The organism is Rhizobium tropici CIAT 899, from assembly GCF_000330885.1.
Classification (GTDB): domain Bacteria; phylum Pseudomonadota; class Alphaproteobacteria; order Rhizobiales; family Rhizobiaceae; genus Rhizobium; species Rhizobium tropici.
On sequence record NC_020059.1, the window covers coordinates 1167293 to 1190798 of the forward strand.

Annotated in this window: 20 protein-coding genes and 1 tRNA gene; 14 read left to right on the top strand and 7 right to left on the bottom strand. The window is 59.6% G+C overall.

Features of this window, described 5'->3' with window-relative positions:
* Positions 1 to 14 precede the first annotated feature (14 nt).
* From iolD to RTCIAT899_RS05680, 3 genes are all read right to left on the bottom strand, one after another.
* Positions 15 to 1865 carry a 3D-(3,5/4)-trihydroxycyclohexane-1,2-dione acylhydrolase (decyclizing) gene (iolD, locus tag RTCIAT899_RS05670; protein ID WP_015339278.1) on the bottom strand — a complete coding sequence of 617 codons (1851 nt, stop codon included), beginning with the start codon at positions 1863 to 1865 and terminating at the stop codon, positions 15 to 17.
* 25 nt (positions 1866 to 1890) lie between these two features.
* Positions 1891 to 3825 carry a bifunctional 5-dehydro-2-deoxygluconokinase/5-dehydro-2-deoxyphosphogluconate aldolase gene (locus tag RTCIAT899_RS05675; RefSeq protein ID WP_015339279.1) on the bottom strand — a complete coding sequence of 645 codons (1935 nt, stop codon included), beginning with the start codon at positions 3823 to 3825 and terminating at the stop codon, positions 1891 to 1893.
* Between the two features lie 179 nt (positions 3826 to 4004).
* Positions 4005 to 4877, bottom strand: a complete 873-nt coding sequence (locus RTCIAT899_RS05680) for a MurR/RpiR family transcriptional regulator (RefSeq protein WP_015339280.1) — start codon at positions 4875 to 4877, stop codon at positions 4005 to 4007.
* A 234-nt stretch (positions 4878 to 5111) separates the two neighbouring features.
* On the opposite strand from RTCIAT899_RS05680, the gene RTCIAT899_RS05685 reads away from it, so the two are divergent.
* The 3 genes from RTCIAT899_RS05685 to RTCIAT899_RS05695 all read left to right on the top strand — a co-directional run bounded on the left by RTCIAT899_RS05685 (position 5112) and on the right by RTCIAT899_RS05695 (position 7808).
* The gene (locus RTCIAT899_RS05685; RefSeq protein WP_015339281.1) at positions 5112 to 6230 is read left to right on the top strand and encodes a Gfo/Idh/MocA family protein; all 1119 of its coding nucleotides are present in this window, start codon (positions 5112 to 5114) and stop codon (positions 6228 to 6230) included.
* A gap of 141 nt (positions 6231 to 6371) precedes the next feature.
* On the top strand, positions 6372 to 7589 hold the full coding sequence (locus tag RTCIAT899_RS05690; RefSeq protein WP_015339282.1) for an NAD(P)/FAD-dependent oxidoreductase: 1218 nt from the start codon (positions 6372 to 6374) through the stop codon (positions 7587 to 7589).
* Between the two features lie 129 nt (positions 7590 to 7718).
* A tRNA-Ser gene (locus tag RTCIAT899_RS05695) sits at positions 7719 to 7808 on the top strand.
* A gap of 74 nt (positions 7809 to 7882) precedes the next feature.
* Here RTCIAT899_RS05695 and RTCIAT899_RS05700 read toward each other — a convergent pair.
* Positions 7883 to 8797: a LysR family transcriptional regulator gene (locus RTCIAT899_RS05700; RefSeq protein WP_015339283.1), complete on the bottom strand. Its 915-nt coding sequence runs from the start codon at positions 8795 to 8797 to the stop codon at positions 7883 to 7885.
* 119 nt (positions 8798 to 8916) lie between these two features.
* Between RTCIAT899_RS05700 and RTCIAT899_RS05705 the strand changes: the two genes are divergently transcribed.
* The 4 genes from RTCIAT899_RS05705 to RTCIAT899_RS05720 all read left to right on the top strand — a co-directional run bounded on the left by RTCIAT899_RS05705 (position 8917) and on the right by RTCIAT899_RS05720 (position 13084).
* Complete coding sequence (locus RTCIAT899_RS05705; RefSeq protein ID WP_015339284.1) at positions 8917 to 9645, top strand: SDR family oxidoreductase; 729 nt, start codon at positions 8917 to 8919, stop codon at positions 9643 to 9645.
* A 29-nt stretch (positions 9646 to 9674) separates the two neighbouring features.
* Positions 9675 to 9962, top strand: a complete 288-nt coding sequence (locus RTCIAT899_RS05710; RefSeq protein WP_376766865.1) for an Atu4866 domain-containing protein — start codon at positions 9675 to 9677, stop codon at positions 9960 to 9962.
* Positions 9963 to 10502: 540 nt separating this feature from the next.
* Complete coding sequence (locus RTCIAT899_RS05715; protein ID WP_015339286.1) at positions 10503 to 11552, top strand: porin; 1050 nt, start codon at positions 10503 to 10505, stop codon at positions 11550 to 11552.
* Between the two features lie 464 nt (positions 11553 to 12016).
* Positions 12017 to 13084, top strand: coding sequence for a porin (locus RTCIAT899_RS05720; protein WP_015339287.1), 1068 nt, complete (start codon positions 12017 to 12019; stop codon positions 13082 to 13084).
* Between the two features lie 121 nt (positions 13085 to 13205).
* Here the strand turns inward: RTCIAT899_RS05720 and RTCIAT899_RS05725 are convergent, their stop codons facing one another.
* Both RTCIAT899_RS05725 and RTCIAT899_RS05730 read right to left on the bottom strand, forming a co-directional pair.
* On the bottom strand, positions 13206 to 14099 hold the full coding sequence (locus tag RTCIAT899_RS05725; RefSeq protein ID WP_015339288.1) for an alpha/beta fold hydrolase: 894 nt from the start codon (positions 14097 to 14099) through the stop codon (positions 13206 to 13208).
* Between the two features lie 76 nt (positions 14100 to 14175).
* Complete coding sequence (locus tag RTCIAT899_RS05730) at positions 14176 to 16227, bottom strand: lytic transglycosylase domain-containing protein (RefSeq protein ID WP_041677316.1); 2052 nt, start codon at positions 16225 to 16227, stop codon at positions 14176 to 14178.
* Between the two features lie 217 nt (positions 16228 to 16444).
* Here RTCIAT899_RS05730 and dapA point away from each other — a divergent pair, with 217 nt between their 5' ends.
* Together dapA and smpB are read left to right on the top strand one after the other, a co-directional pair.
* Positions 16445 to 17329, top strand: a complete 885-nt coding sequence (dapA, locus tag RTCIAT899_RS05735) for a 4-hydroxy-tetrahydrodipicolinate synthase (RefSeq protein WP_015339290.1) — start codon at positions 16445 to 16447, stop codon at positions 17327 to 17329.
* 132 nt (positions 17330 to 17461) lie between these two features.
* A complete protein-coding gene (gene smpB / locus RTCIAT899_RS05740) occupies positions 17462 to 17941 on the top strand; it encodes an SsrA-binding protein SmpB (protein ID WP_015339291.1) in 480 nt (159 codons plus the stop codon).
* Positions 17942 to 18219: 278 nt separating this feature from the next.
* On the opposite strand, the gene RTCIAT899_RS05745 is transcribed toward smpB, so the two are convergent.
* Positions 18220 to 18804: a LabA-like NYN domain-containing protein gene (locus tag RTCIAT899_RS05745; RefSeq protein ID WP_015339292.1), complete on the bottom strand. Its 585-nt coding sequence runs from the start codon at positions 18802 to 18804 to the stop codon at positions 18220 to 18222.
* A 311-nt stretch (positions 18805 to 19115) separates the two neighbouring features.
* Between RTCIAT899_RS05745 and rpoZ the strand changes: the two genes are divergently transcribed.
* The 5 genes from rpoZ to acpS all read left to right on the top strand — a co-directional run bounded on the left by rpoZ (position 19116) and on the right by acpS (position 23430).
* Positions 19116 to 19514, top strand: coding sequence for a DNA-directed RNA polymerase subunit omega (rpoZ, locus tag RTCIAT899_RS05750; RefSeq protein WP_015339293.1), 399 nt, complete (start codon positions 19116 to 19118; stop codon positions 19512 to 19514).
* 100 nt (positions 19515 to 19614) lie between these two features.
* A complete protein-coding gene (locus RTCIAT899_RS05755) occupies positions 19615 to 21846 on the top strand; it encodes a RelA/SpoT family protein (RefSeq protein WP_015339294.1) in 2232 nt (743 codons plus the stop codon).
* A 180-nt stretch (positions 21847 to 22026) separates the two neighbouring features.
* Positions 22027 to 22176 (top strand): DUF3563 family protein, encoded by a 150-nt coding sequence (locus RTCIAT899_RS31850; RefSeq protein WP_015339295.1) that lies wholly within the window; start codon positions 22027 to 22029, stop codon positions 22174 to 22176.
* A gap of 221 nt (positions 22177 to 22397) precedes the next feature.
* Entirely contained in the window at positions 22398 to 22985 is a 588-nt protein-coding gene (locus RTCIAT899_RS05760; RefSeq protein WP_015339296.1) for a DUF2062 domain-containing protein, read from the top strand.
* 40 nt (positions 22986 to 23025) lie between these two features.
* Entirely contained in the window at positions 23026 to 23430 is a 405-nt protein-coding gene (gene acpS, locus RTCIAT899_RS05765; RefSeq protein ID WP_015339297.1) for a holo-ACP synthase, read from the top strand.
* Positions 23431 to 23506: the final 76 nt, after the last annotated feature.

A 23506-nucleotide genomic window follows, 5' to 3' on the forward strand; every position in this document is an offset into this window, starting at 1 on the left:
ATAAAAGAAATCGATCAGCCGATGCGCTGGGCGGCACGGGCTTGTTCGTAGGCGGCGCGGGCCTTGTTGACCTCGGCACGCGGGCTGACTTCGGGAACGGCGACGTCCCACCAATGGCCGCCTTCGTCCGTCGTGATCAGCGGATCGGTATCGATGACGATGACGGAGCTGCGGTCGTTCTTCTTCGAGACTTCGATCGCCTGTTCCAGCTCGGCGATGGAAGCGACCTTCACGGCAACCGCACCCATGCTGGCGGCATGCGCTCGGAAGTCGATCTCCGGCATCACTTCGAACCGCGAGTCCTTCAAGAGGTTGTTGAAGTTCGCACCACCGGTCGCCATCTGCAGGCGGTTGATGCAGCCATAGCCGCGGTTGTCGAGCAGCACGACGGTGATCTTCAGGCCGAGCATGACGGAGGTCGCCAGTTCCGAATTCATCATCATGTAGGAGCCGTCGCCGACCATGACGACGACTTCCTTTTCCGGACGGGCCATCTTCGCGCCGAGCCCGCCGGCGATCTCGTAGCCCATGCAGGAGAAGCCGTATTCCATGTGGTAGCTGCCGGGCGCGGTTGCCGGCCAGAGCTTGTGCAGTTCGCCGGGCAGGCCGCCCGCTGCGCACACCAGAATGCTGTCCTTGCCGCCGAGCGTACGCGTAACAGCGCCGATGACCTGGGCGTCCGAGGGCAGGGCGGCGTTCGTGGTCGCCATCGCCTTTGCGGCGGCCTCCATCCAGATCTTCTTTTCCTGCGTCGCTTTTTCGGCCAGCGATGCCGGGGCGCGCCAGCCCGTGAGGCCGGCGGAAAGCGCCTTCAGCCCTTCGCGCGCATCCGTCACTAGGGGGTAACTGTTGTGCTTGAGAGCGTCGTAGGCCGCGATATTGAGGCCGATCATGGCCAGCTTTTCATTCTTGAATAGAGCCCAGGAGCCGGTGGTGAAATCCTGGCAGCGGGTTCCCACAGCGATCACCAGATCGGTGTCTTCGGCAATGGCATTGGCAGCCGATGTGCCCGTCACGCCGACGGAGCCGAGCGCCAGGGGATGCGTCTCGTCGATGGCCGATTTACCGGCCTGTGTGACGACAACGGGAATACCATGAGCTTCGGCAAAAGCGGCCAGTTCCTTCGTCGCCTGCGAATAGAGCACGCCGCCGCCGGCAAGAATGACCGGCTTTTCGGAGCGGCGGATCAATGCAATGGCATTGGCAAGTTCGTCTGCATCCGGCTGCGGACGGCGCGGCACCCAGACATGCTCCTCGAAGAAGCTTTCCGGATAATCGAAGGCTTCGGCCTGCACGTCCTGACACAGCGACAGCGTCACAGGACCGCAATCGAGGGGATCGGTCAGCACCTGCATGGCGCGTTTCAGCGCGGAGATGATCTGCTCGGGGCGGGTGATGCGGTCGAAATAGCGGGACACCGGGCGGAAGGCGTCATTGGCCGACACGGTGCCGTCGCCGAAATCCTCGATCTGCTGCAGCACCGGATCGGGCGCGCGGTTGGCAAAGACGTCGCCGGGAAGGAAGAGAACGGGGATGCGGTTGACGTGTGCAACGCCAGCGGCCGTCACCATATTCAGTGCGCCGGGGCCGATGGAGGTCGTGCAGGCCATGAAGCGCTGGCGGAAGCTCGCCTTGGCATAGGCAATGGCGGCATGGGCCATGCCCTGCTCGTTATGGGCGCGGAAGGTCGGCAATTCCTCGCGCACCTGATAGAGCGCCTCGCCGATGCCGGCGACGTTGCCGTGACCGAAGATCGCCCAGACGCCGCCGAAAATCGGCTGCTTCTGCCCGTCGATGATGGTCATCTGCTTCTTGAGGAAATGCGCGACGGCCTGTGCCATCGTCAATCGGATCGTCTTGCCCATCGGGCGCCTCCCAAATGCTCTAATTTTACAGATCGCGGGTCTTAAGCCACGCATCCGTCAATTGCTGGAAACGGCCGGCCATGTCGGCAATCGCTTCCTCGTCGTTCATGCCGCCCGAGAGCCATGCGCGGGCCGCATCGGAGAAGATGGTCCGCCCCACGGCGAAACCCTTGACCGAAGGGGCCGCCAGCGTCGCCTCGAAACTGCGGATCAGTTCCTCTGCCGGTGCCTCAAGGCCGAGCAGCACGATACCGCGGCACAATGGATCATTTTTGGCGATCACGGCATCGATTTTTTTCCAGGCAGCCGTCGATTCCTGCGGCTCCAGCTTCCACCAGTCCGGCTTGATGCCGAGCGCATAGAGTTCTTCCATGGCCGTCGGGATCGTGTCGTCGCTCAGGGGACCGTTCTTGCTGGCGATGATTTCGACCAGAAGCTCGCGGCCAACCTTGCGCGCGGCCTCGAACAGTGTCCGCAGCTTCTCCTGCTGCTCCGCCTTCAGCTCCTTCGGATCGTCTGGATGGTAGAAGCAAAGGCATTTGATGCAATGGTTGAGCGGCCATTCGACGAGCTGCGAGCCGATATCCTGGCTGAACTCGAATTTCAGCGGCTTCGATCCCGGCAGCTCGACGGGGCGGCCGATCCAGGAGAAATTCTTGGTTGCCGCATCGAAGAAGGCGTCGCGCCCGAAGCGTTCATCGATCAGCATGCCATAGCCCTGGCGGCCGTCGGCCACACGCGCCGCAGCCTCGACCGCGAGCCGCTTGAAGGCGACGATCCTGTCGTAACCGACGCTTAGCTCATCGCAGACGCTGACGAGCTGCGAACGATGGTCGATCGCAAGCGCCATCAGCAGCGGGATTTCGTCGCCGCGACGGGTCGTCGCCCAATGAATGTGATTGATCGCCTCGTCCTTGCGCAGCGCCCTGTGTTTGCTGCCCGTCTTCAGGAAGAAATCGAGCTCCGTCCAGGTGGGATATTCCGGTGAGCAGAGCAGGCGGGAAACGGCGAAGGCGCCGCAGGCATTCGCCCAAGTGGCGCAGGTCTTCAGCGGCTCGCCGCGCAGATAGCCGCGCAGAAATCCGGACATGAAGGCATCGCCCGCGCCGAGAACATTGAAGACCTCGATCGGGAAACCCTGGCCAACGATGCCGGCTTCGAGATCGTCGGAGATCGGGCCGTCATAGACGATGCAGCCCATGGCGCCGCGCTTGAGCACGATGGTCGCTGGAGAGAGGCGACGGATTTCCTTGAGCGCGCCGAGCACGTTGTCGACGCCCGAGCCGATCATGATCTCTTCTTCCGTGCCGACGATCAGGTCGCAATCCGGCAGCGTTTCCCTCATCTTCGAGGAAACGCGATCCGATTTCACATAGCGCTCGAAGCCCTCGGCATGGCCGGCAAGACCCCAGAGGTTCGGCCGGTAGTCGATGTCGAAGATCACCTTACGGCCGTTCGCCTTGGCGATGCGGATCGCCTTGCGCTGTGCTGCTTCGGTGTTCGGCTTGGAGAAATGCGTGCCGGAGACCAGAACGGCGCCCGAAGACTTGATGAAGCCTTCGTCGATATCGTCTTCGTTCAGCGCCATGTCGGCGCAGTCTGAGCGATAGAAGATCATCGGCGAGACGCCTTCGGCCTCGACCGCCAACAGCACCAGCGCTGTCAGCCGCTCCTCGTCTGTCGCGATCCCATCGACCGCCACACCCTCGCGCGCCGCCTGTTCGCGGATGAAGCGGCCCATCTGCTCGTCGCCGACACGGGTGATGAGGCCGGATTTCAGGCCGAGCCGCGCGGTGCCGATGGCGATATTGGCCGGGCAGCCGCCAACCGACTTGGCAAAAGAGGCTATGTCTTCCAGGCGCGAACCGATCTGCTGACCATAAAGGTCGACGGAGGAGCGGCCGATAGTGATCACATCGAGTTTTGCTTCCGGCTCGGCGCCAGGATTGCCGTGTGCCATGATGTCCTCCCGTCGGGGCATGACCTCTTCTGCTTTTCAGCCTGCGCCGAGATCATGCGTTATTGAAAGTGCCGGTGCTCGTTTCGTCCCGGCTGCTATGGATCTGGCGACCATCTCCCGCGGCCGTGATCTTGGTTGTAGTGAAACATTGGTTCCGAGATTTTGTCAATTCGGAATATTTATTCCATTTTCGTTTTATCGGCTTTTGTCGCAGCTTTTCGCCGACGCTCGGCAATGGCAACCGGAAAGGCCATGATCAGCGCCATCGACGCCGACAGCGAGCGGAAACCGGCAAAATCGGCTTCCGCCACTTCAAACCAATAATCCGCGCAGGCGGTAAGCGGCGAGAAGGCCGAATCGGTAATGGCGATGACCGGCACGTTGCGCGCAGCAAGATCCTGTGCCTGCGCTAGGCTATCGGCTGCATAGGGCGAAAAGCTCGCGGCGATCGCAGCGTCCTTCTCCGTGGCGAAGCGGGTGATCTCGCCGTCTATACCATTGGGCGAGGCGACGATCTGATGACGTATGTTGAGCTTGGAAAAGGCATAGGTCATATGTGCCGTCAGCGGATAGGAGCGGCGCTTGGCGATCAGATAGATCGTCTCGGCCGCTGCAAGCACGTCGATGGCTTTGGCGAAGGTGTCGGTCTCGATGGTTGCGGCGAGCTTGTTGACGGATTGGCTCGCCGCAGAGAGGAAGCCCGAGAGAATACTGGCCTCTTCGTTCTCTACGCCGGAGCGTTCGAGCGTCACCAGCCGCTCCTCATAACTGAGCGTCCGGTCGCGCAGCCGTTCGCGAAAGATGCTCTGAAGATCGGAAAAGCCCTCATAGCCGAGGTGATGGGCAAGGCGCACCAGCGTGGAGGGTTGAACTTCGGCGGCAGTGGCGATGCTGGCCGTCGTGCCGAAGGCGATCTCATCGGGATTGCCGAGCGCGAAGGCGGCAACCTGCGCGAGGCGCTTTGGCATGGCGCTCTTGCGCTCGATGATGATGCTTCGAAGGCTTTCGAAGTCGCGCGGCACCCTGGTTTGCGTCTCGACATTGTTGTCCATGCGCCGTCCTTCAGCTCCCCACATGCCCGCAATGAAACAGATATTCCATATTTGGCAACGATACCGGATTTTGAATCGTTCGGCACGAATAATTTTAACATAATGAATTTACACATATAAATACGGGTTTTCATCATTTCGGATTGAGGTCGATACCATGAGTGCGCTTGTCAAAACGGTCTAAATATTCCAAAAATCGTCCACTTCGGGAGAAGATGTGAGGAGGAAAGGCAAATGAAGCCATTGGGCGTTGGATTGATCGGCACCGGTTATATGGGCAAATGCCATGCGCTAGCCTGGAATGCGGTCAAAACAGTATTCGGTGATGTCGCGCGGCCGCGCCTGGTGCATCTCGCCGAAGCCAATGCCGATCTGGCAAAGGCGCGTGGTGACGAATTCGGCTTCGAAAAGGCAACGGCCGACTGGCGCGAGCTCATAGCAGATCCCGATGTCGACGTCGTCTCGGTCACGACCCCCAATCAGTTCCACCCGGAAATGGCGATCGCAGCCCTTGAAGCTGGCAAGCACGTCTGGTGCGAAAAGCCGATGGCGCCGTCCTATGGCGATGCCGAGCGCATGCTCGCCGCAGCCAAGGCCTCCGGCAAGGTCGCCATCCTCGGTTACAATTATATCCAGAACCCGGTGATGCGTCACATCAAGGCGCTGATCGCAGAAGGGGCGATCGGCGCGGTCAATCACGTCCGTGTCGAGATGGATGAGGATTTCATGGCCGATCCGAACGGTCTCTTCTATTGGAAGAGCGAACTTGCTTCCGGTTACGGCGCTTTGGATGATTTCGCCGTGCATCCGCTTTCGCTTCTCTGGTTCTTGTTCGGCCATGTTGAGGCTGTCATCACCGATATGGTGAAGCCCTATGCCGAACGTCCCCTAAAGGACGGCGGCACCCGCGCCGTCGAAAACCACGATCTCGCCAATGTGCTGATGCGGCTTGGCGGCGGCATTTCCGCCGCGCTGATGGCCAACCGTTCTGCCTGGGGCCGCAAGGGCCGGATCGCCCTGCAGATCTTCGGCTCCAAGGGCTCGATCTCCTACGACCAGGAGCGCATGAACGAATTCGAGCTCTATCAGGCCGAGGGCAGGGACAGCGAGCAGGGCTTCCGCAAGGTGCTGGCCGCACCCGCGCACAAGCCCTATGACCGTTTCATCCCGGCGCCCGGTCATGGTCTCGGCTTCAACGATCTGAAGATCATCGAGTGCCGGGAGCTGATCCGCGCCATATCAGGCGAGGCTGCGTCAGTCGTGGCTTTCAAAGACGGCCTGCGCATCGAAAAATCGGTACACGCCATGGCCCAATCCTTCCACGAACGCCGCTGGGTCGAAATATCAAGCTGAGCGTTTGGCCTAATTTTCTCCCGATCCGGGGCGCAGGGTCAGCCGTGATTGACGCTTGCGGATGCAGGCGTTACCCCTGAAGTCCTAGGCAGCCTTCCGTGCAACGCGGAAGGAGCGCCATAATAACATGGAGTACGGATCGTGACGGGCAGATTGGTCATTGTCGGGGCCGGGCAGGCGGGTTTCGCGCTCGCAGCCAAATTGCGCGGGCTGGGTGATTCCAGGCCGATCACCATCGTCGGTGCCGAGGAAAACCTTCCCTACCAGCGCCCACCTTTGACCAAGAAGTACCTGCTCGGCGAGATGGCTTTCGATCGCCTGCTCTTCCGGCCTGAACATTGGTACTCGGACAACAATGTCGAGATTCGCGTGTCCACCTGGGTCGAGCAGATCGATCGCGCCGCAAAGCAGATCGTCATGCAGGACGGCTCCAGGCTGGATTACGAGACGCTGGCGCTTGCGACGGGCTCGACGCCGCGCCGCCTGCCGCCCTCCGTCGGCGGCGCGCTCGAAGGTGTCTATCTCGCCCGTGACAAGCGAGACGCCGATCTTCTTGCCGGCGAAATGCGCCCCGGACGCCGGGTGCTCATCATCGGCGGCGGCTATATCGGGCTTGAGGCCGCTGCTGTTGCGCGCCATCGCGGCCTGGAGGTCACGCTCATCGAGATGGGCGACCGGATATTGCAGCGCGTGGCGGCCAAGGAAACCGCCGATATTTTTAGGGCCATCCATCAAAAGCACGATGTGGTCATTCGCGAGAAGACCGGCCTGAAGCAGCTCATCGGGCGCAACGATCATGTCACCGCCGCCGAATTGTCCGACGGGTCTACCATCGACGTCGATTTCGTCGTTGTCGGCATCGGCGTCGCCCCCAATGACAGGCTCGCCAAGGAGGCCGGCCTCGAGGTCGGCAACGGTATCGTCGTCGATTCGTTTGCCCGCACCTCCGATCCCACCATCTTCGCCATGGGTGATTGCGTGGAATTGCCCTGGGAGGGCGGGCGCATCCGGCTCGAATCGGTGCAGAACGCCGTCGATCAGGCTGAGGCCGCGGCGGGAATCATAGCCGGCGGCGAAAAAGCCTATGATCCGAAGCCGTGGTTCTGGTCGGATCAATATGACGTCAAGCTGCAGATTGCCGGCTTCAACCTGGGTTACGACGAGACGCTGCTGCGTCCGGGCCTCCGCGAGGGCGCAGCTTCCGTCTGGTATTTCAAGCAGGGCCGTTTCATCGCCGTCGACGCGATAAACGACGCAAAGGCCTATGTGACCGGTAAGAAGCTGCTGGAAACCGGCGCCAATCCATCCAGGGAGATCCTTGCCGACCCGGCCGCGGATTTGAAGCAGCTACTGGCTTGATGTGAATTTTCGAGCCGGCCGGAGCATAGTTCGGTCGACAATCGCCTGTTGCTGAATCATGGAAAGAACGTACACAAGCGCGAAAAAGCGCTTGCGTCGATAAATGAATGGCCCTATCAGGGCCGCACCGGAGAGGTGGCCGAGTGGTCGAAGGCGCTCCCCTGCTAAGGGAGTATACCAGAAATGGTATCGTGGGTTCGAATCCCATCTTCTCCGCCATTTTCCTGATTGTCCTACCCTGCAGGCGACGGCCCGCGATCTTGGCGCTGCGCCAAGCCGATCAAGGTCAGTTATTATAGAGAATTTCGGCCTGCAAAGCCTTCGGAGCGCTTCAGATATGCTACGAGCGCGCGCAACTTGGGAGCCATGTTCCGTCGATTGGGATAGTAGAGGTAGAAGCCCGGAAAATAAGGGCAATATTCCTCAAGGATCGGCACCAGCTCGTTTCTGCCGATGAAGTTGCGGAAGCTTTCTTCCATCCCGAATGTGATCCCCGCTCCGGCGACAGCCAGCTTGATCATCACGCCCATGTCATTCGTCGTCACCTCCGGCGCGACCTCCACCCGGAATTCCTTGCCTTCCTCGGCAAATTCCCAACGGTAGGGGACAGCCTTCGGTGAGGATCGCCAGCCTATGCATCGATGCATCGAGAGTTCTTTCGGATGCGGGGGGATGCCGAATCGGTCGCGATAGGCCGGGGAACAGACGGCCAATTGCCGCTCGTTGCCGGCGACGGGTACGGCAATCATGTCCTGTTCGATGACTTCGCCAAGCCGGACGCCCGCGTCATAGCCTTCCGATACGATGTCGAATTCCTCGTCCGTGACGGTGATGTCGAGCTGAATCTCGGGATTGGCGTCCGCAAAGCCTGCGAGAAAGTCGCCGGCGAGAAAACGCTCCGCGATCGACGAGACGGCGAGCCGTAATTGACCGCGAGGTCGGGTGCGCAAAGTTTCCGTCTTTTCCATAGCTGTGCGTATGTCCGAGACTGCCGGCTCTACGTCCGCATAAAGCCGTTCGCCAGCCTCGGTCAGGCTGACGCTGCGGGTTGTGCGCTGCAGCAACGCAATGCCCATGCTCTCCTCCAATCGCCGGATCGTCTGGCTGACTGCCGAGCGGGTAACGCCGAGCCTATCGGCAGCGGCGCGAAAATTGCGCTCCTGAGCGACCAGGATGAAGACGGAGAGAGCATTGAGATCGGGCCACATTGGTAATTATTGCTTTCCAAGCTGTCACTAAATGGATGTCTTATCACGACAATGAAGCTCTGTATCCTCCTCATGTTCGGTTCCGGGAAAGAGCCGCTCACACAAGAAGGAGTGATCGCATGCCTATCGATAAAGTCATTCTCATCACCGGCGCCTCCAGTGGCATCGGTGCGGGCATCGCCCGCGAACTCGCGTCTGCCGGCGCAAGGGTCATGCTGGGTGCCAGGCGCATCGACAGATTGGAAGCATTGGCGGCCGAGATACGAGAAAAGGGCGGCACGGTCATGACCCGCCGGCTCGATGTCACCGACAGGGCTGACGTAGCTGCCTTTGCAGAGGCGGCACGCCTGGCCTGGGGAGGTGTCGATGTGATCGTCAATAATGCCGGCATCATGCCGCTTTCCCCGATGGCCTCGATGAAGGTCGAGGAATGGGACAGAATGGTCGACGTTAACATCAAGGGCGTGCTTCATGGCATTGCGGCGGTCCTGCCGGAAATGACGGCGCATGGTTCCGGCCACATCATCAATATCGCCTCGATCGGGGCGCTGGCCGTCTCTCCGACCGCCGCCGTCTATTGCGCGACCAAGTATGCCGTTCGGGCGATCTCCGATGGGCTGCGGCAGGAATGCCGCGACATCCGGATCACCTGCATCCATCCGGGCGTCGTCGAGAGTGAGCTCGCCGATACGATCACCGATCCGGTGGCGGCCGAAGCGATGAAATCCTATCGAGCCGTTGCGCTGACTCCCGATGCCATCGGTCGGGCGGTGCGCTTCGCCGTCGAGCAGCCAGATGATGTCGATGTCAATGAGATCGTCGTTCGCCCGACGCGGGCGGCGCATTGATCCGCTCCCTTGCTCTCATCCTGGCAGGCATCCTGTTCGCTTCGCCGGCACTTTCCGAGGATCGAATCCAAATGAAGAAACCGACTCACGCTTACGCCGGCATGTGGGTGACCGCAGACGGTCATATCCGCCATGAGCTCCTGCCGAACGGCCGCTATATCGAGGCGCGGGGCAGTCGTGAGCGTGCCTATCAGGGGCGCTACGTGTTGACTGGGGATCATATCGACTACTGGGACGACACCGGTTTCACCGCCGATGGTGACTTTATCGATGGCGTGCTCCATCACGCCGGGATGATCCTCTATCGAAGGAAATGATGGTTCGGAGCGGCGTTTGGTACTCAGCGGCCCTTCCTTTTCCAATGGCTGCTCGCGCCTGTCCGAATCGCTCATCCTGGAATCATCCGCGTCCCTGCTTCGTTTTGGGACGCGGGTGGAAGTCACCAGTGGCTATTTGTCCGGCGACGAAGCGAGGCCAGTGCCGCAAAGAGCTCGCCGGACCGCGCAAAAATCGGCCGGCTAGCCATGGAATGGCCATTTCCTCGCCTTTTTCCAGCTGACTGAAGCTATTCTAGCCGTTGGCGTAAGTACCCGTAGATTAAGACGTTTCTTAACGAAGTCTAAATAAATGCGGCCACCGTGTCGCCGACTTGTGTCCTTTCAGCAACAGGAATTGCGGAAGGCTTACGCAAATCCCCTTTTCGGAGAAGATGTCGATTGCGTGACAGGCCGCGTCTTGTATTTTCACTCTCGGAAGCGAGGGCGATTGATCGTCCACTTCTTGAAACACGAGGATGGGACAGGGAATGCCTTCGGGTAGTTCTCATTCTTGAGATAAAACTTTGACTGGAGGTCAATATGAACATCAAGAGCCTTCTTCTCGGCTCCGCTGCTGCGCTGGCAGCAGTATCCGGTGCTCACGCGGCTGACGCGATCGTCGCTGCTGAGCCCGAGCCGCTGGAATACGTTCGCATCTGCGACGCATACGGTGCTGGTTACTTCTTCATCCCGGGCACGGAAACCTGCCTCAAGATCGGCGGTAAGGTTCGTACCGAAGGCAAGTGGTACGATGCTTACGACGCAGACAGCCACAATGGCACTCTCTGGCACACGCGTGCTGAGCTGCAGCTGCAGACGGCAACCGACACCGAATACGGCCCGCTGAAGACCAACACCGAGCTGCGTTGGGACTGGAATGACGGCAATGCGACGTCGACCAACCTGCTGCACGCCAGCATCAGCCTCGGTGGCTTCACCGTTGGTAAGGAAGACTCGCAGTTCAACGTCTTCACCGGCTACGCCGGCGACGTCATCAACGACGACGTGGTCTATGACGGCCCGTACGAACTGAACCAGATCACCTACAACTACGACGCCGGCAACGGCTTCACGGCTGTGATCTCGGTTGAAGACAGCAACTCGGGCGCTGGCGCCACGGGTGCAAACGGCGAAGACAGCACCAACCACTACCTGCCTGACGTTGTTGCCGGTGTTGGCTACAAGGCCGGCGCATGGGCCTTCAAGGTCGTTGGCGGTTACGACTCGATCGTCGAAGAAGGCGCCATCAAGGCTCGCGTAGACGCTGACTTTGGCGTATTCTCGGCCTTCTTGATGGGCGGCTGGAACACCGACGGCGACAAGCTCAACAAGTACGCTGGTGCTGGCAGTGAAGGCATCGGCTGGGGTGACTGGGCTGTCTGGGGCGGCGTTGGCGTACCGGTCAACGAAAAGCTGAAGTGGAACCTCCAGCTCGCTTACACCGACTCCAAGGTCTTCGCCGCTACCACGAACGTCAAGTGGAATCCGGTCAAGAACCTGCTCATCGAGCCGGAAGTTTCCTACACCAACTGGGACTCCATCAACAAGGACCAGTGGGCTGGTATCCTCCGCTTCGAGCGCTCGTTCTAATCTGATCTGACTTCGGTCACATGAGATTTCTCACCCCGGTGAGGAAAAGCCCGGTCTAAAGGCCGGGCTTTTTGCGTTGCCTGAAGCAGCATTTCTTTCTGATCTTGAAGATAGACGCGACCATCTTGGTATGGCGCATTTTTCTCTGCGGATATTGCCTGACGCGCGAAAGTTTTTTCCATGTAATTTTAAGTAGAATTTGCTCCGGGTGCTTCGGAAGTATGACAGATTTGCGACGTGATTTTTGTGCAACGCACTCGTTTGAAACCGCCGTCACAATTGTTCATAGTTTGCCTCTGATATTGCTCTGAAAAAAACGATCTGTAGGTTCCCAATCGGAAGCAAGACTTACTGTCTTGGTTCTCCCAGATCAGGGGTCAACTTTTAAAACTAGGTGGGGTAGGGCGCGTCGATTTTTTCGATGTGATTTCTCATACCTAATTGATATTGAAACTGGAGTTACTATGAACATCAAGAGCCTTCTTCTCGGCTCCGCTGCTGCGCTGGCAGCAGTATCCGGTGCTCACGCGGCTGACGCGATCGTCGCTGCTGAGCCCGAGCCGCTGGAATACGTCCGCATCTGCGACGCATACGGTGCCGGTTACTTCTTTATCCCGGGCACGGAAACCTGCCTCAAGATCGGCGGCCGCGTCCGTACCGAAGGCGGCTGGTACAACGCCTATAAGGCTGGCCAGGACGCTGGTGGCCGCGGCACCTATTGGCATACCCGCGCTGAACTCTCGCTCGACACCGCGACCGACACCGAATACGGCCCGCTGAAGACCAATACCGTTGTTCGTTGGGACTGGAATGACGGCAACGCGACCACGACCAAGCTGCTTTGGGCCAACATCAGCCTCGGCGGCTTCCTCGTCGGTAAGGCTGATTCGGTCTACTCGACCTTCACCGGCTACGCCGGCGACGTCATCAACGACGACGTGATCGAATACGGCATCAACGGCACCGACGAACTGAATCAGATCACCTACAAGTACGACGCCGGCAACGGCTTCACCGCTGTGATCTCGCTGGAAGATTCCAATTCCGGCACGGGCGCGACCGGTGCAAACGGCGAAGACAGCACGAACCACTACCTGCCTGACGTCGTTGCCGGTGTTGGCTACAAGGCCGGCGCCTGGCAGTTCCGCGTCGTCGGCGGCTACGACTCGATCGTCGAAGAAGGCGCTGTCAAGGCTCGCGTCGATGCCGACTTTGGCGTTCTCACCGCTTTCGTTATGGGCGGCTGGAACACCGATGGCGACAAGCTCAACAAGTATGCCGGTGCTGGCGGTGCTGGCCTCGGCTGGGGTGACTGGGCCGTATGGGGCGGCGTTGGCGTTCCGGTCAACGACAAGCTGAAGTGGAACCTGCAGCTTTCCTATGACGATCTGAAGACTTTCGCCGCAACGACGAACGTCAAGTGGAACCCCGTCAAGGACCTGCTGATCGAGCCGGAAGTGACCTACGTCAACTACGACGCCGTCAACAAGGACACCTGGGCTGGTATCCTGCGCTTCCAGCGCACCTTCTAATTCGGTCGCCGAATCGAATTTGACAGATCTTCCGATCAGACCTCCGATCGGAAGAGGGAAGGCCCGGTTTCCCACCGGGCCTTCTTGTTTCATGAGGACTGAACGATTTCAGGCTTCGTTCTCAAAGCCCCGAGATGAAAGCGCCGATTGCCTTTGGAATGTCGCCGAGATGCAGGATCGGAGCGTGTCCTTGTCCGTCGGCGATCTTAACGACGATGCCTGGGTGGCGTCTTGCCATTTCATCTGTCGTGGATTGCGTCAGCAGCTTCGAATTCTCGCCGCGAATCACCATCAGCGGAATATCCTGAAATCCTTGGAACTGCGCCCATAAATCGGGAATCGGCGCGTCCAGATCGAGTGCCTGCATCTGCAGCGCGATGGCGGGATCGTAGTCAGCGACAGGTTTCTCGTCGACAACCGCGTAGATCGCACGGGCCATGTCCTGCCAATCGTCTTCGGCAAGCGCGGCAAAGGCATTCCCATGGTTTTCGCGCAGGATCTCGACCGCCTCGCTCCAGTTGGCGGGCTTCTTGTCACGATTTAGATAATCGCGGATATCCGCTAGCCCATTCCGCTCCAGGAGGGGGCCAATATCGTTGAGAATGACCGCTTTCAGGATGTCCGGCCGACTGGCCGCGATCATATGCAAAACCAGCCCGCCGCGCGAGGTGCCTATGAAGATGGCTTGCGAGATATCGAGAGCGGCGCAAACGGTCAGGACGTCCTGCGCTTCGACGGCGAGATTGTAGTGGGACTTATCGGGATCCCGTTCGGATAGGCCACGTCCGCGGGCGTCGAGTGTAATCACCCTGTGTGGGTCCAAGGAATCCTGCGATAGAAGCAGCGCCAACTGGTGAAAATCGCGCGAGTTGCGTGTGAGCCCCGGCAGGCAGAAGACGGGCGGCCGGTTGTGCGCCGTCGCTTCGCTGCAGGCATAATCCCGCACATAAAGCTTCAACCCGTCCCCGGCCGCGATCGTTCTGGCAAGGAAGCCGCTTTCATCGTCGCTGCGCATGCATCACTCCCTCGGATTTTGGATATCGCGAGGGATGTAACGGCATTTCCGCAGCACGCACAACTGGGGTCACCGGCTAGCCGCGACCGCTTATCAGATCGTGTACGATGTCGGCTTTCTGCCCCAGTCGCGCCTTGTACACCTGATAGTTTTCCATCACGCGCTGCACGTAGTTGCGGGTCTCCGGGAAGGGGATGCGCTCGATCCAGTCGATCACGTCGTCGAGCGACTTGCCGCGCGGATCGCCATAGCGGCTGATCCATTCCGGCACCTTGTTCGGCCCGGCATTGTAGGCGATGAAGGTCAGGATGTAAGATCCGCCGAAGGTGTCGATCTGCTCGCCGAGATAATGGGCGCCGAGTGTGGCGTTGTAGCCGGCATCCTGCGTCAGCTTGTCGGCGGAATAGGTTATGCCGTGCCGGCCGGCAACGGCCTTTGCCGTCTTCGGCAGCAACTGCAGCAGGCCACGGGCATTGGCAGAGGAAACGGCGGCCGGATTAAAGGCGCTTTCCTGCCGGGCGATGGCATAGGCGAGTGCCTTGCCCGAGCCCGAAATATTGGCGTTGTCCGGAATGACGCCGATCGGGAAGGCGAGGGCTGCGACGTCGATGCCGCGCCCATAGGCGATCTTGCCGATCTGCAGCGAAAGCTGGTGATTGCCGGAACGCTCGGCGCGGGCGGTCAGCATGGCGACTTCGCCGGGGCTATCCAGCTGCTTGGCGAGAGCGCGATAGAGCGCGTCGGCACGCCATCCGTGCCCGGCCGCCTCAAGCCGCGAAATCGCCTGTACCGCCTCGCGCGCCTGAAAGCGCTGGCGATCCGTAGCCGCGGGCGAGGGATAGGTGACATCAAGGGTGCGACGGCCAAGTTTCTCAGCGGCAAGCTGGCCGTAGAAAGTGCTCGGATAGGAGGCGGCCTTCGCATAGAAATCGGCAGCCTTGCCCGGTCCGCCTGCCTCTGCTGCCCGGCCGAGCCAATACCAGCCGCGCGATTGCGAGATCGGACCGTTCGAGACCTGCAGGATCTTGCGGAAATGGGCTGCCGCGTTTGCACCGTCCTGCAAGCCGCGCAGAGCGTACCAACCGGCATGGAATTCGGCCTCGCCGATATCCTGCGGGCTTTCCGCGACGCTGGCGTCGACGATGCGATAGGCAGCCTTGAATTCACCCTGATCCACCAGTCCGCGGCTGACGATGCGCTGCTCGGCCCACCATGCGCCGGGGCTGACAAGCAAGCTGCGGTCTTTGGGCATCTGCGCCAGAAGACTGGCGGCATCGTCATATTTGTTCTGGCGGCGCAGGTTCTCGATGCGCATGAAGAGGTAGGCAGGATCCTTGCGCAATTGCGCATCCACGCCTGCAATCATCGCATCGGCTTTCGGCGAGCGGTCATTGACGGCCGCCCACGCCTTGTAGAGCGATTGCGCCCTGCCGAGATCGCCGAAGCGCTTGGCCTGTGCGGTTCGGTCGCGGTAAAGCAGATAGTCCATGCGGGCCTTGTGATCGGCAGGCGAAAGCAGGCTGGCGAATTCCGCAAGGATCTTGTCTTCGAGAGGCTTGTCCAATGGCTCATCGCGCCAGATCTTGCGGATCAGCTTTCCGGCCTGCGTCGACGCGCCGCGCGCCATAAGAGCACGTGAGAGGATGATACTGCCCTCCACGGTCTCCGGCTGCGAGTTGCCGAAGGCGGCGAGGACCTGTTCCGTCGCCGGATTTTCCGTGTAAAGCGCCCGCTCGGAATTGGCGCGCAGGCTGCCAAGCCCCGGCCAGCCGACAAGCTCACGGGCGGCGGCGGCAATCTCGCCGGAGGGGATGCCCGGCTGGCCCGAAGTGGCGATTGCCCAGGTGAGGATATGGCGGTCGAGCGTGCCTTCCCCCATGCCATTGCGAATGGCGAGCGCCTGCATAGGGTTCTTGTTGGAGAGCGCGTCGAGTCCTGCCTTCAGGTCGCCGCTGATGGGGGCGATAGCGCCGCTGCGCGGGATCGCGGCCGTGCTCATGGGATCCGGCGCCATGGCGACATAGGCATTGGCGCTCGTCGGTATCTGCTGGCCAGGAATTTGCGAGGCAACGGCGCCCCAGGCGACCGCCAAGCCCACGGCGGTCCAGATCATGACAGGTCTCTTCATCCGGCTACTCACAAAACAAAAGGCCCCTTCCATTTGCCAAATGCAATATTAACGAAACCTTACCGGTGGTCCGAATTTCAATCAATTATGATATCAGAAACTGCCCTTTACCATTCAAAGCGTGCTTGTCGCGGTCAAGCCTGCGCTTTATGGTGCGCGGATTCATAACCATGGATTGCGGCTGAAGCATGAATGCCGCACCGCTAGGGAGACTTGCATGTTCCAGGGATCCATTCCCGCTCTCGTTACGCCCTTTACTGACGCCGGCAAGGTGGATGAGGCTTCCTTCGCCTCGCATGTCGACTGGCAGATAAAAGAGGGCAGCAAGGGACTGGTGCCCGTGGGTACGACGGGTGAATCGCCGACCCTGTCGCATGACGAGCACAAGCGCGTCGTCGAGCTCTGCATCGAGATCGCCAATAAGCGGGTCCCTGTCATGGCGGGCGCGGGTTCGAACAATACCCGCGAGGCGATCGAGCTGGCGCAGCATGCCGAAAAGGTTGGCGCCAATGCGGTTCTGGTCGTCACGCCCTACTACAACAAGCCGACCCAGAAGGGGCTTTACGCGCATTTCGCCGCGATCGCGGAGGCGGTGAAGCTGCCGATCTATATCTATAACATTCCCGGCCGTTCGGTTGTCGACATGACGCCGGAGACGATGGGTGCGCTTGCCAAGTCCTATTCCAATATTGTCGGTGTCAAGGATGCGACCGGCAAGATCGAACGTGTCTCCGAGCAGCGTATCAGCTGCGGCCGCGATTTCCGCCAGCTTTCCGGCGAGGATGCCACGGCGCTCGGCTTCAACGCCCATGGCGGCGTCGGCTGCATCTCGGTCACGGCCAACGTCGCACCGCGTCTTTGCGCCGAATTCCAGGCGGCGACGCTCGCCGGTGACTATGCCAAGGCTCTGGACTATCAGGATCGATTGATGCCGCTGCACAAGGCGATCTTCCTCGAGCCTGGCCTTTGCGGTGCCAAATACGGTCTCTCCCGGCTGGGCCGCATGAGCCGCAATGTGCGCTCGCCGCTGCTGTCGACCCTGGAGCCGGGCACGGAGGCGGCGATCGATGCGGCCCTGCGCCACGCCGGCCTCTTGAACTGACGCTATTCGAGGCCATTACCAAACTCTGCCGGACCGCTCTCTTCACAAGGAGGGCGGTCTCGCTTATTTAGGGACTAGGATGTGGCGCACCTCTGGTTGCTGCCGGAACGACGCAGGAAAAGAAGAAGAATCATGGCACCCAAAGGCAGCCAGCGCGTGGTGAACAAGGTCGTGGCGGAAAACCGCAAGGCCCGCTTTAACTACGAGATCATCGATACCTATGAGGCTGGTCTCGTGCTGATGGGCACCGAGGTCAAGTCGCTGCGTGAAGGCAAGGCCAATATCGCCGAATCCTACGCTTCGGACGAAGGCGACGAAATCTGGCTGATCAACTCGTATCTGCCGGAATACCTGCAGGCGAACCGCTTCAATCACGAGCCGCGCCGTCGCCGCAAGCTGCTGCTTTCCAGCCGCGAAATTGGCCGGCTGCGTTCGGCGATCAACCGTGAAGGCATGACCTTGGTGCCGTTGAAAATCTATTTCAACGACCGGGGCCGCGCCAAGCTGGAATTGGCTCTCGCCAAGGGCAAGAAGCTGCATGACAAGCGCGAATCCGAGAAGGAACGCGATTGGAACAGGCAGAAGAGCCGCCTGCTCAAGGACAATGGGTGAGGGTGAGGAGCGATCGGGCAACGCCCGAGCAATCGATCCAGTGAATCGATTGCAGCGACGAACGCCCTGAGCCTAGCGAAGGGCCGGCTGTCGCGGCAAACGCAAAATGCTTCCACCGCGCGCAACTATCCCTGAGCAAAGACAGCTGCGCATGAATCGATTGCAGCGGCGAACGCCCCTTCGGCAGGCTCAGGATGCCCTAGCGAAGGGCCGGCTGTCGCGGCAAACGCGAAACGCTTTCTGCCGCGTGCAGCGAACCCGTCTAATGCAGTCCCTAACTATTCCTCGGATTCCGCAGCGGTGTGACCTCCCTCGGGTGCACGTGCGGGCCGTTCCGAGGCTTCGCGGCCGATCTCGGCCTTCAGCGAGACAAGGTCGATGAAATGGTCGGCCTGGCGGCGCAGATCGTCGGCGATCATCGGCGGCTGGGTCGACATGGTCGAGATCACCGAAACCTTGCGTCCGCGGCGCTGGAGGGCTTCCACGAGGGTCGTGAAGTCGCCGTCGCCGGAAAAGATCACCAGATGGTCGACGGTCTCGGATTGCTCCATGGCGTCGATCGCCAGCTCGATGTCCATGTTGCCCTTGATCTTGCGGCGTCCCATGGAATCCGTGAATTCCTTGGCCGGCTTGGTGACGACCTTGTAGCCGTTATAGTCGAGCCAATCGATCAGCGGGCGGATGGAGGAATATTCCTGATCCTCGATGAGAGCGGTGTAATAATAGGCCCGCAGCAGATAGCCGCGTTTCTGAAATGCCTTCAGCAGCTTGCGGTAATCGATATCGAAGCCAAGGCTCTTGGACGCAGCGTAGAGATTGGCGCCATCTATAAAGAGTGCAATTTTTTCGCGTGGGTCAAACATTGCTTACTTATCCACTGTTATAAAAACGTAATCACTTCATTCAAACGCTAGCTAAAACAATGCCTTGTAAGGCGTTGCAGAATAATTCGTATTACTTTATGAATTATTCATATAACCGAGATTTAGGGCACGCAATGGGATATTCCAAGCAACTTCCGGTGGAAATCACCGTTTGTCTAGGGGAATTTTAGCACTTTCCCGGGGCCTGCAAAGGCGCTGAAACAGGAAAAACTTGAATTTGCCATCGTTTGCTTGTATCGGCGTGCTACTCCGAGACATGATGACGACATCACGACCGCAAAGGACAGGCAATGGCCCGTGTCACAGTAGAAGATTGCATTGATAAAGTAGAGAACCGGTTCGAGCTCGTGCTGCTCGCCAGCCACCGCGCCCGTCTGATTTCGCAGGGCTCGTCGATCACCATCGACCGCGATAACGACAAGAACCCGGTCGTCGCGCTGCGCGAAATCGCCGACGAGACCCTGTCGCCTGATGATCTCAAGGAAGACCTGATCCATTCGCTGCAGAAGCATGTCGAAGTGGATGAGCCTGAGCCCGATCCGGCAAGCCTCCTGGCAGCAGGTGCTTCCACCACCAGCGAAGAGGAAGAAGACGCTCCTGAAGCCGTTACTTTCGACCAGATGTCGGAAGAAGAACTTCTGGCCGGCATCGAAGGCCTGGTTCCGCCGGAAAAAAGCGACGATTACTGATCGTCGATCTTGATGCTCCGGGCAGGAGCGATATGATGGCAAGATGCGTGCGCCGGTCAGATGACTGGCGCGCTTTTGTTTTTGCGGGAGTAGCTTCGGAATGATGCGGCAATACGAGCTTGTTGAGCGCGTGCAGAAATACAAGCCCGATGCCAACGAAGCTCTTCTCAACAAAGCCTATGTTTATGCGATGCAGAAGCATGGCCAGCAGAAACGTGCCAGCGGCGATCCCTATATTTCCCATCCTCTCGAAGTTGCTGCGATCCTGACGGATATGCGTCTGGATGAATCGACCATCGCAGTCGCTCTTCTCCACGATACGATCGAGGATACGACGGCGACGCGCGCCGAAATCGACGAGATGTTCGGCGAGGACATCGGTCGCCTGGTCGAGGGCCTGACGAAGATCAAGAAGCTGGATCTCGTCACCAAGAAGGCCAAGCAGGCCGAAAACCTGCGCAAGCTGCTGCTTGCCATTTCCGACGACGTACGCGTGCTTCTGGTCAAGCTTGCCGACCGCCTGCACAATATGCGCACGCTCGATCACATGTCGCCGGAAAAGCGCGCGCGCATTTCCGAGGAGACGATGGAAATTTATGCGCCGCTCGCCGGCCGCATGGGTATGCAGGACATGCGCGAGGAGCTGGAGGAGCTGTCCTTCCGCCATATCAATCCGGAAGCGCATGAGACCGTCACCAAGCGCCTGGAGGAGCTGTCGCGCCGTAACGAAGGGCTGGTCAAGAAGATCGAGACCGAACTGCGCGATCTTCTTGTTGCCAACGGCTTGGCCAATGCCATGGTCAAGGGCCGGCTGAAGAAGCCCTATTCGGTCTTCCGCAAGATGCAGTCGAAGTCGCTGTCTTTCGAGCAGCTTTCCGATATCTACGGCTTCCGTCTTCTCGTCGACGATATTCCGTCCTGCTATCGGGCACTCGGCATCGTCCACACCCGCTGGCGTGTCGTTCCCGGCCGCTTCAAGGATTATATCTCGACGCCGAAGCAGAACGATTATCGCTCGCTGCACACAACGATCGTCGGCCCTTCCAGCCAGCGCATCGAGCTGCAGATCCGCACGAAGCGCATGCATGAGATCGCCGAATTCGGCATCGCCGCCCATACGCTCTACAAGGACGGCACGAATAGCAATGGCAATGGTGCGGATGGTGAGCTCCTGTCGCGGGAAAGCAATGCCTATTCCTGGCTGCGCCATACGATCGAGGCCTTGGCCGAGGGCGACAGCCCGGAAGAATTCCTCGAGCACACGAAGCTCGAGCTGTTTCAGGACCAGGTCTTCTGCTTCACGCCCAAGGGCAAGCTGATCGCCCTGCCGCGCGGCGCGACGCCGATCGACTTTGCCTATGCCGTCCATACCAATATCGGCGACACCACGGTCGGCGCCAAGATCAATGGCCGCATCATGCCGCTCGTTACGCGGCTGAACAACGGCGATGAAGTCGAGATCATCCGCTCGGGCGTGCAGGTGCCGCCTGCCGCCTGGGAAGAGATCGTGGTTACCGGCAAGGCGCGCGCCGCCATTCGCCGCGCAACCCGTCTTGCCATCCGCAAGCAATATGCCGGCCTCGGCCACCGCATTCTGGAGCGCACCTTCGAGCGCGCCGGCAAGGTCTTCTCGCGCGATGCCCTGAAGCCTGCCCTGCATCGCCTCGGTCAGAAGGATGTCGAGGATGCGATCGCCGCTGTCGGGCGAGGGGAGATGTCGTCGCTCGATGTCTTGCGCGCCGTCTATCCGGATCATCAGGACGAACGCGTGACGGTCAAGCCTGCCGGCGACGAGGGCTGGTTCAACGTTCGCAGCGCCTCGGGCATGATCTTCAAGATCCCGGGCAAGAACAAGGCCGAGGTTTCCGATGGCGCCGATCTCGATGCGCCGCCGATCCGCGGCATCTCTTCGAATGTCGAGGTGCATTTCGCGCCGACCGGCGCCGTCCCGGGCGACCGCATCGTCGGCATCATGGAAAAGGGCAAGGGCATCACCATATATCCCATCCAGTCCCCGGTCCTGCAGCGGTTCGACGATGAGCCCGAGCGCTGGATCGATGTGCGCTGGGATCTGGACGAAGCCAACAAGTCCCGCTTTGCCGCCCGCATCCTGATCAATGCTCTCAACGAGCCGGGCACGCTTGCAAAGGTGGCGCAGACCGTAGCGGACGTCGACGTCAACATTCGCGTGCTCAATACCGTTCGGGTTGCGGCCGATTTCACCGAAATGGCTCTCGACGTCGAAGTCTGGGATCTGCGCCAGCTCAACCAGCTTCTGGTGCAGCTCAAGGAACTCGATTGCATTGCGACGGTAAAGCGCCTCTACGATTAATGCAGCCGATCTCAAGGCAGCCTGCATATTTTGTGATCATTTTATGACCAAATTCGAGCACCTTTCCGGATAGATATGCATTATACGCATGGCTGCGTATATTTCAAAGCGGTGGTAATTAACCTTTGTCAGGCCTATCTTCTGGTCATCGAAGAAACGAAACTGAGATGAGAGAAGACAATGTTTAGCCCGATCAAGAAAATCGCCCGTGCCCTGCGTGTTCCGAGTGTTGAAGAACGCGAAATGGCTTACCTGAATGGTTCGCATGACCGTTTTGACCTTGAGTATCGTCAGCGTCAGGTCGACCGCGGTCTGTTCCGCACGCGTTAACAGCCGTTAATACTTGAAAGACCAGGAGGGGCGCGTCGTTGTTGCGCCCTTGGAGCATCCCGATCTCGCGGGATTGCTGCCCGCCGCTGAAGGGGAACGTCCATTTTCTGCTTCAATAGCGGGTGACGTCCAAAAAAGAGCCGTACTTTCGGTCCTTAATCGGTGCATGATACGCTTGGCCGCTCTTGTCACGACGGTCCCCATTGCACTAGATAAGCCGCATGCTGTTTCGCCGCCGAAAACCACTGACATTCAAGGAAAAACTGCGGGAGCATCTTTGGCCTCGCAAGGGTTTTGTCCGCTCGTTCCAATATTTCGGCAAGCGCCTCGTTCGCCTTGCTGCATCGCCGCATTCGGTTGCTGCCGGCTTTGCCGCGGGTATTGTCGTGTCCTGGACGCCGTTCATCGGTGTGCATTTCGTCATGGCGATCATCATCGCATATCTGATCCGCGGCAATGTCATCGCTTCGGCGTTGGGCTGTCTGGCCGCCGGCAATCCCATTACCTACCCCTTCATCTGGGCCCTGACCTGGGAGATCGGTCATCTGATCCTGTCACGCGATAGCGGCGGTCAGGGCGGCAGCATCGATCTGCCCGCGCTCTGGCACAAGGGCGATCTCTCGCAAATCTGGGACCCGGTGTTGAAGCCCATGCTGATCGGCGGCATTCCGCCTGCCATCGTGACGGGTGTGATTGTCTACGCGCTGACCTATTATGGTGTGAAGACCTTCAAGACCCGCCGCAAGGAGCGCCTGATGGAGCGCGCCCGTGAGCGGCTGGCGCTTGCCGAGAACGCATCGAGCGTCTGATCGCGCCTGATTTTGTCCGGGCCGCCAGGAGGGCCTTCCCATGATTATCGGCATAGGCAGCGACCTTATCGACATCCGCCGTGTGGAGAAGACGATCGAACGTTTCGGCGCCCGGTTCACCGAGCGCTGCTTTACCGATATTGAGCGCGCCAAGTCCGAGCGCCGTAAGAACAAGGCGGCCTCCTATGCCAAGCGTTTTGCCGCCAAGGAAGCCTGCTCCAAGGCTTTGGGCACAGGATTGGCGCAGGGCGTCTTCTGGCGCGACATGGGCGTCGTCAATCTGCCCAGTGGAAAGCCGACCATGCAATTGACCGGTGGGGCCGCCGAAAGAGTGGCGGCCATGCTGCCACCAAATCACCGCGCCGCCATTCATTTGACGATAACGGATGATTTTCCTCTTGCTCAGGCCTTTGTGATTATCGAAGCGCTGCCGATGGATGCCTGAATCACGACTGAATGTCGCTTTTGGCACCCGCACCATTGCCGCGATGATATGAAGCGAGTAGACAGTGCCTGAATAT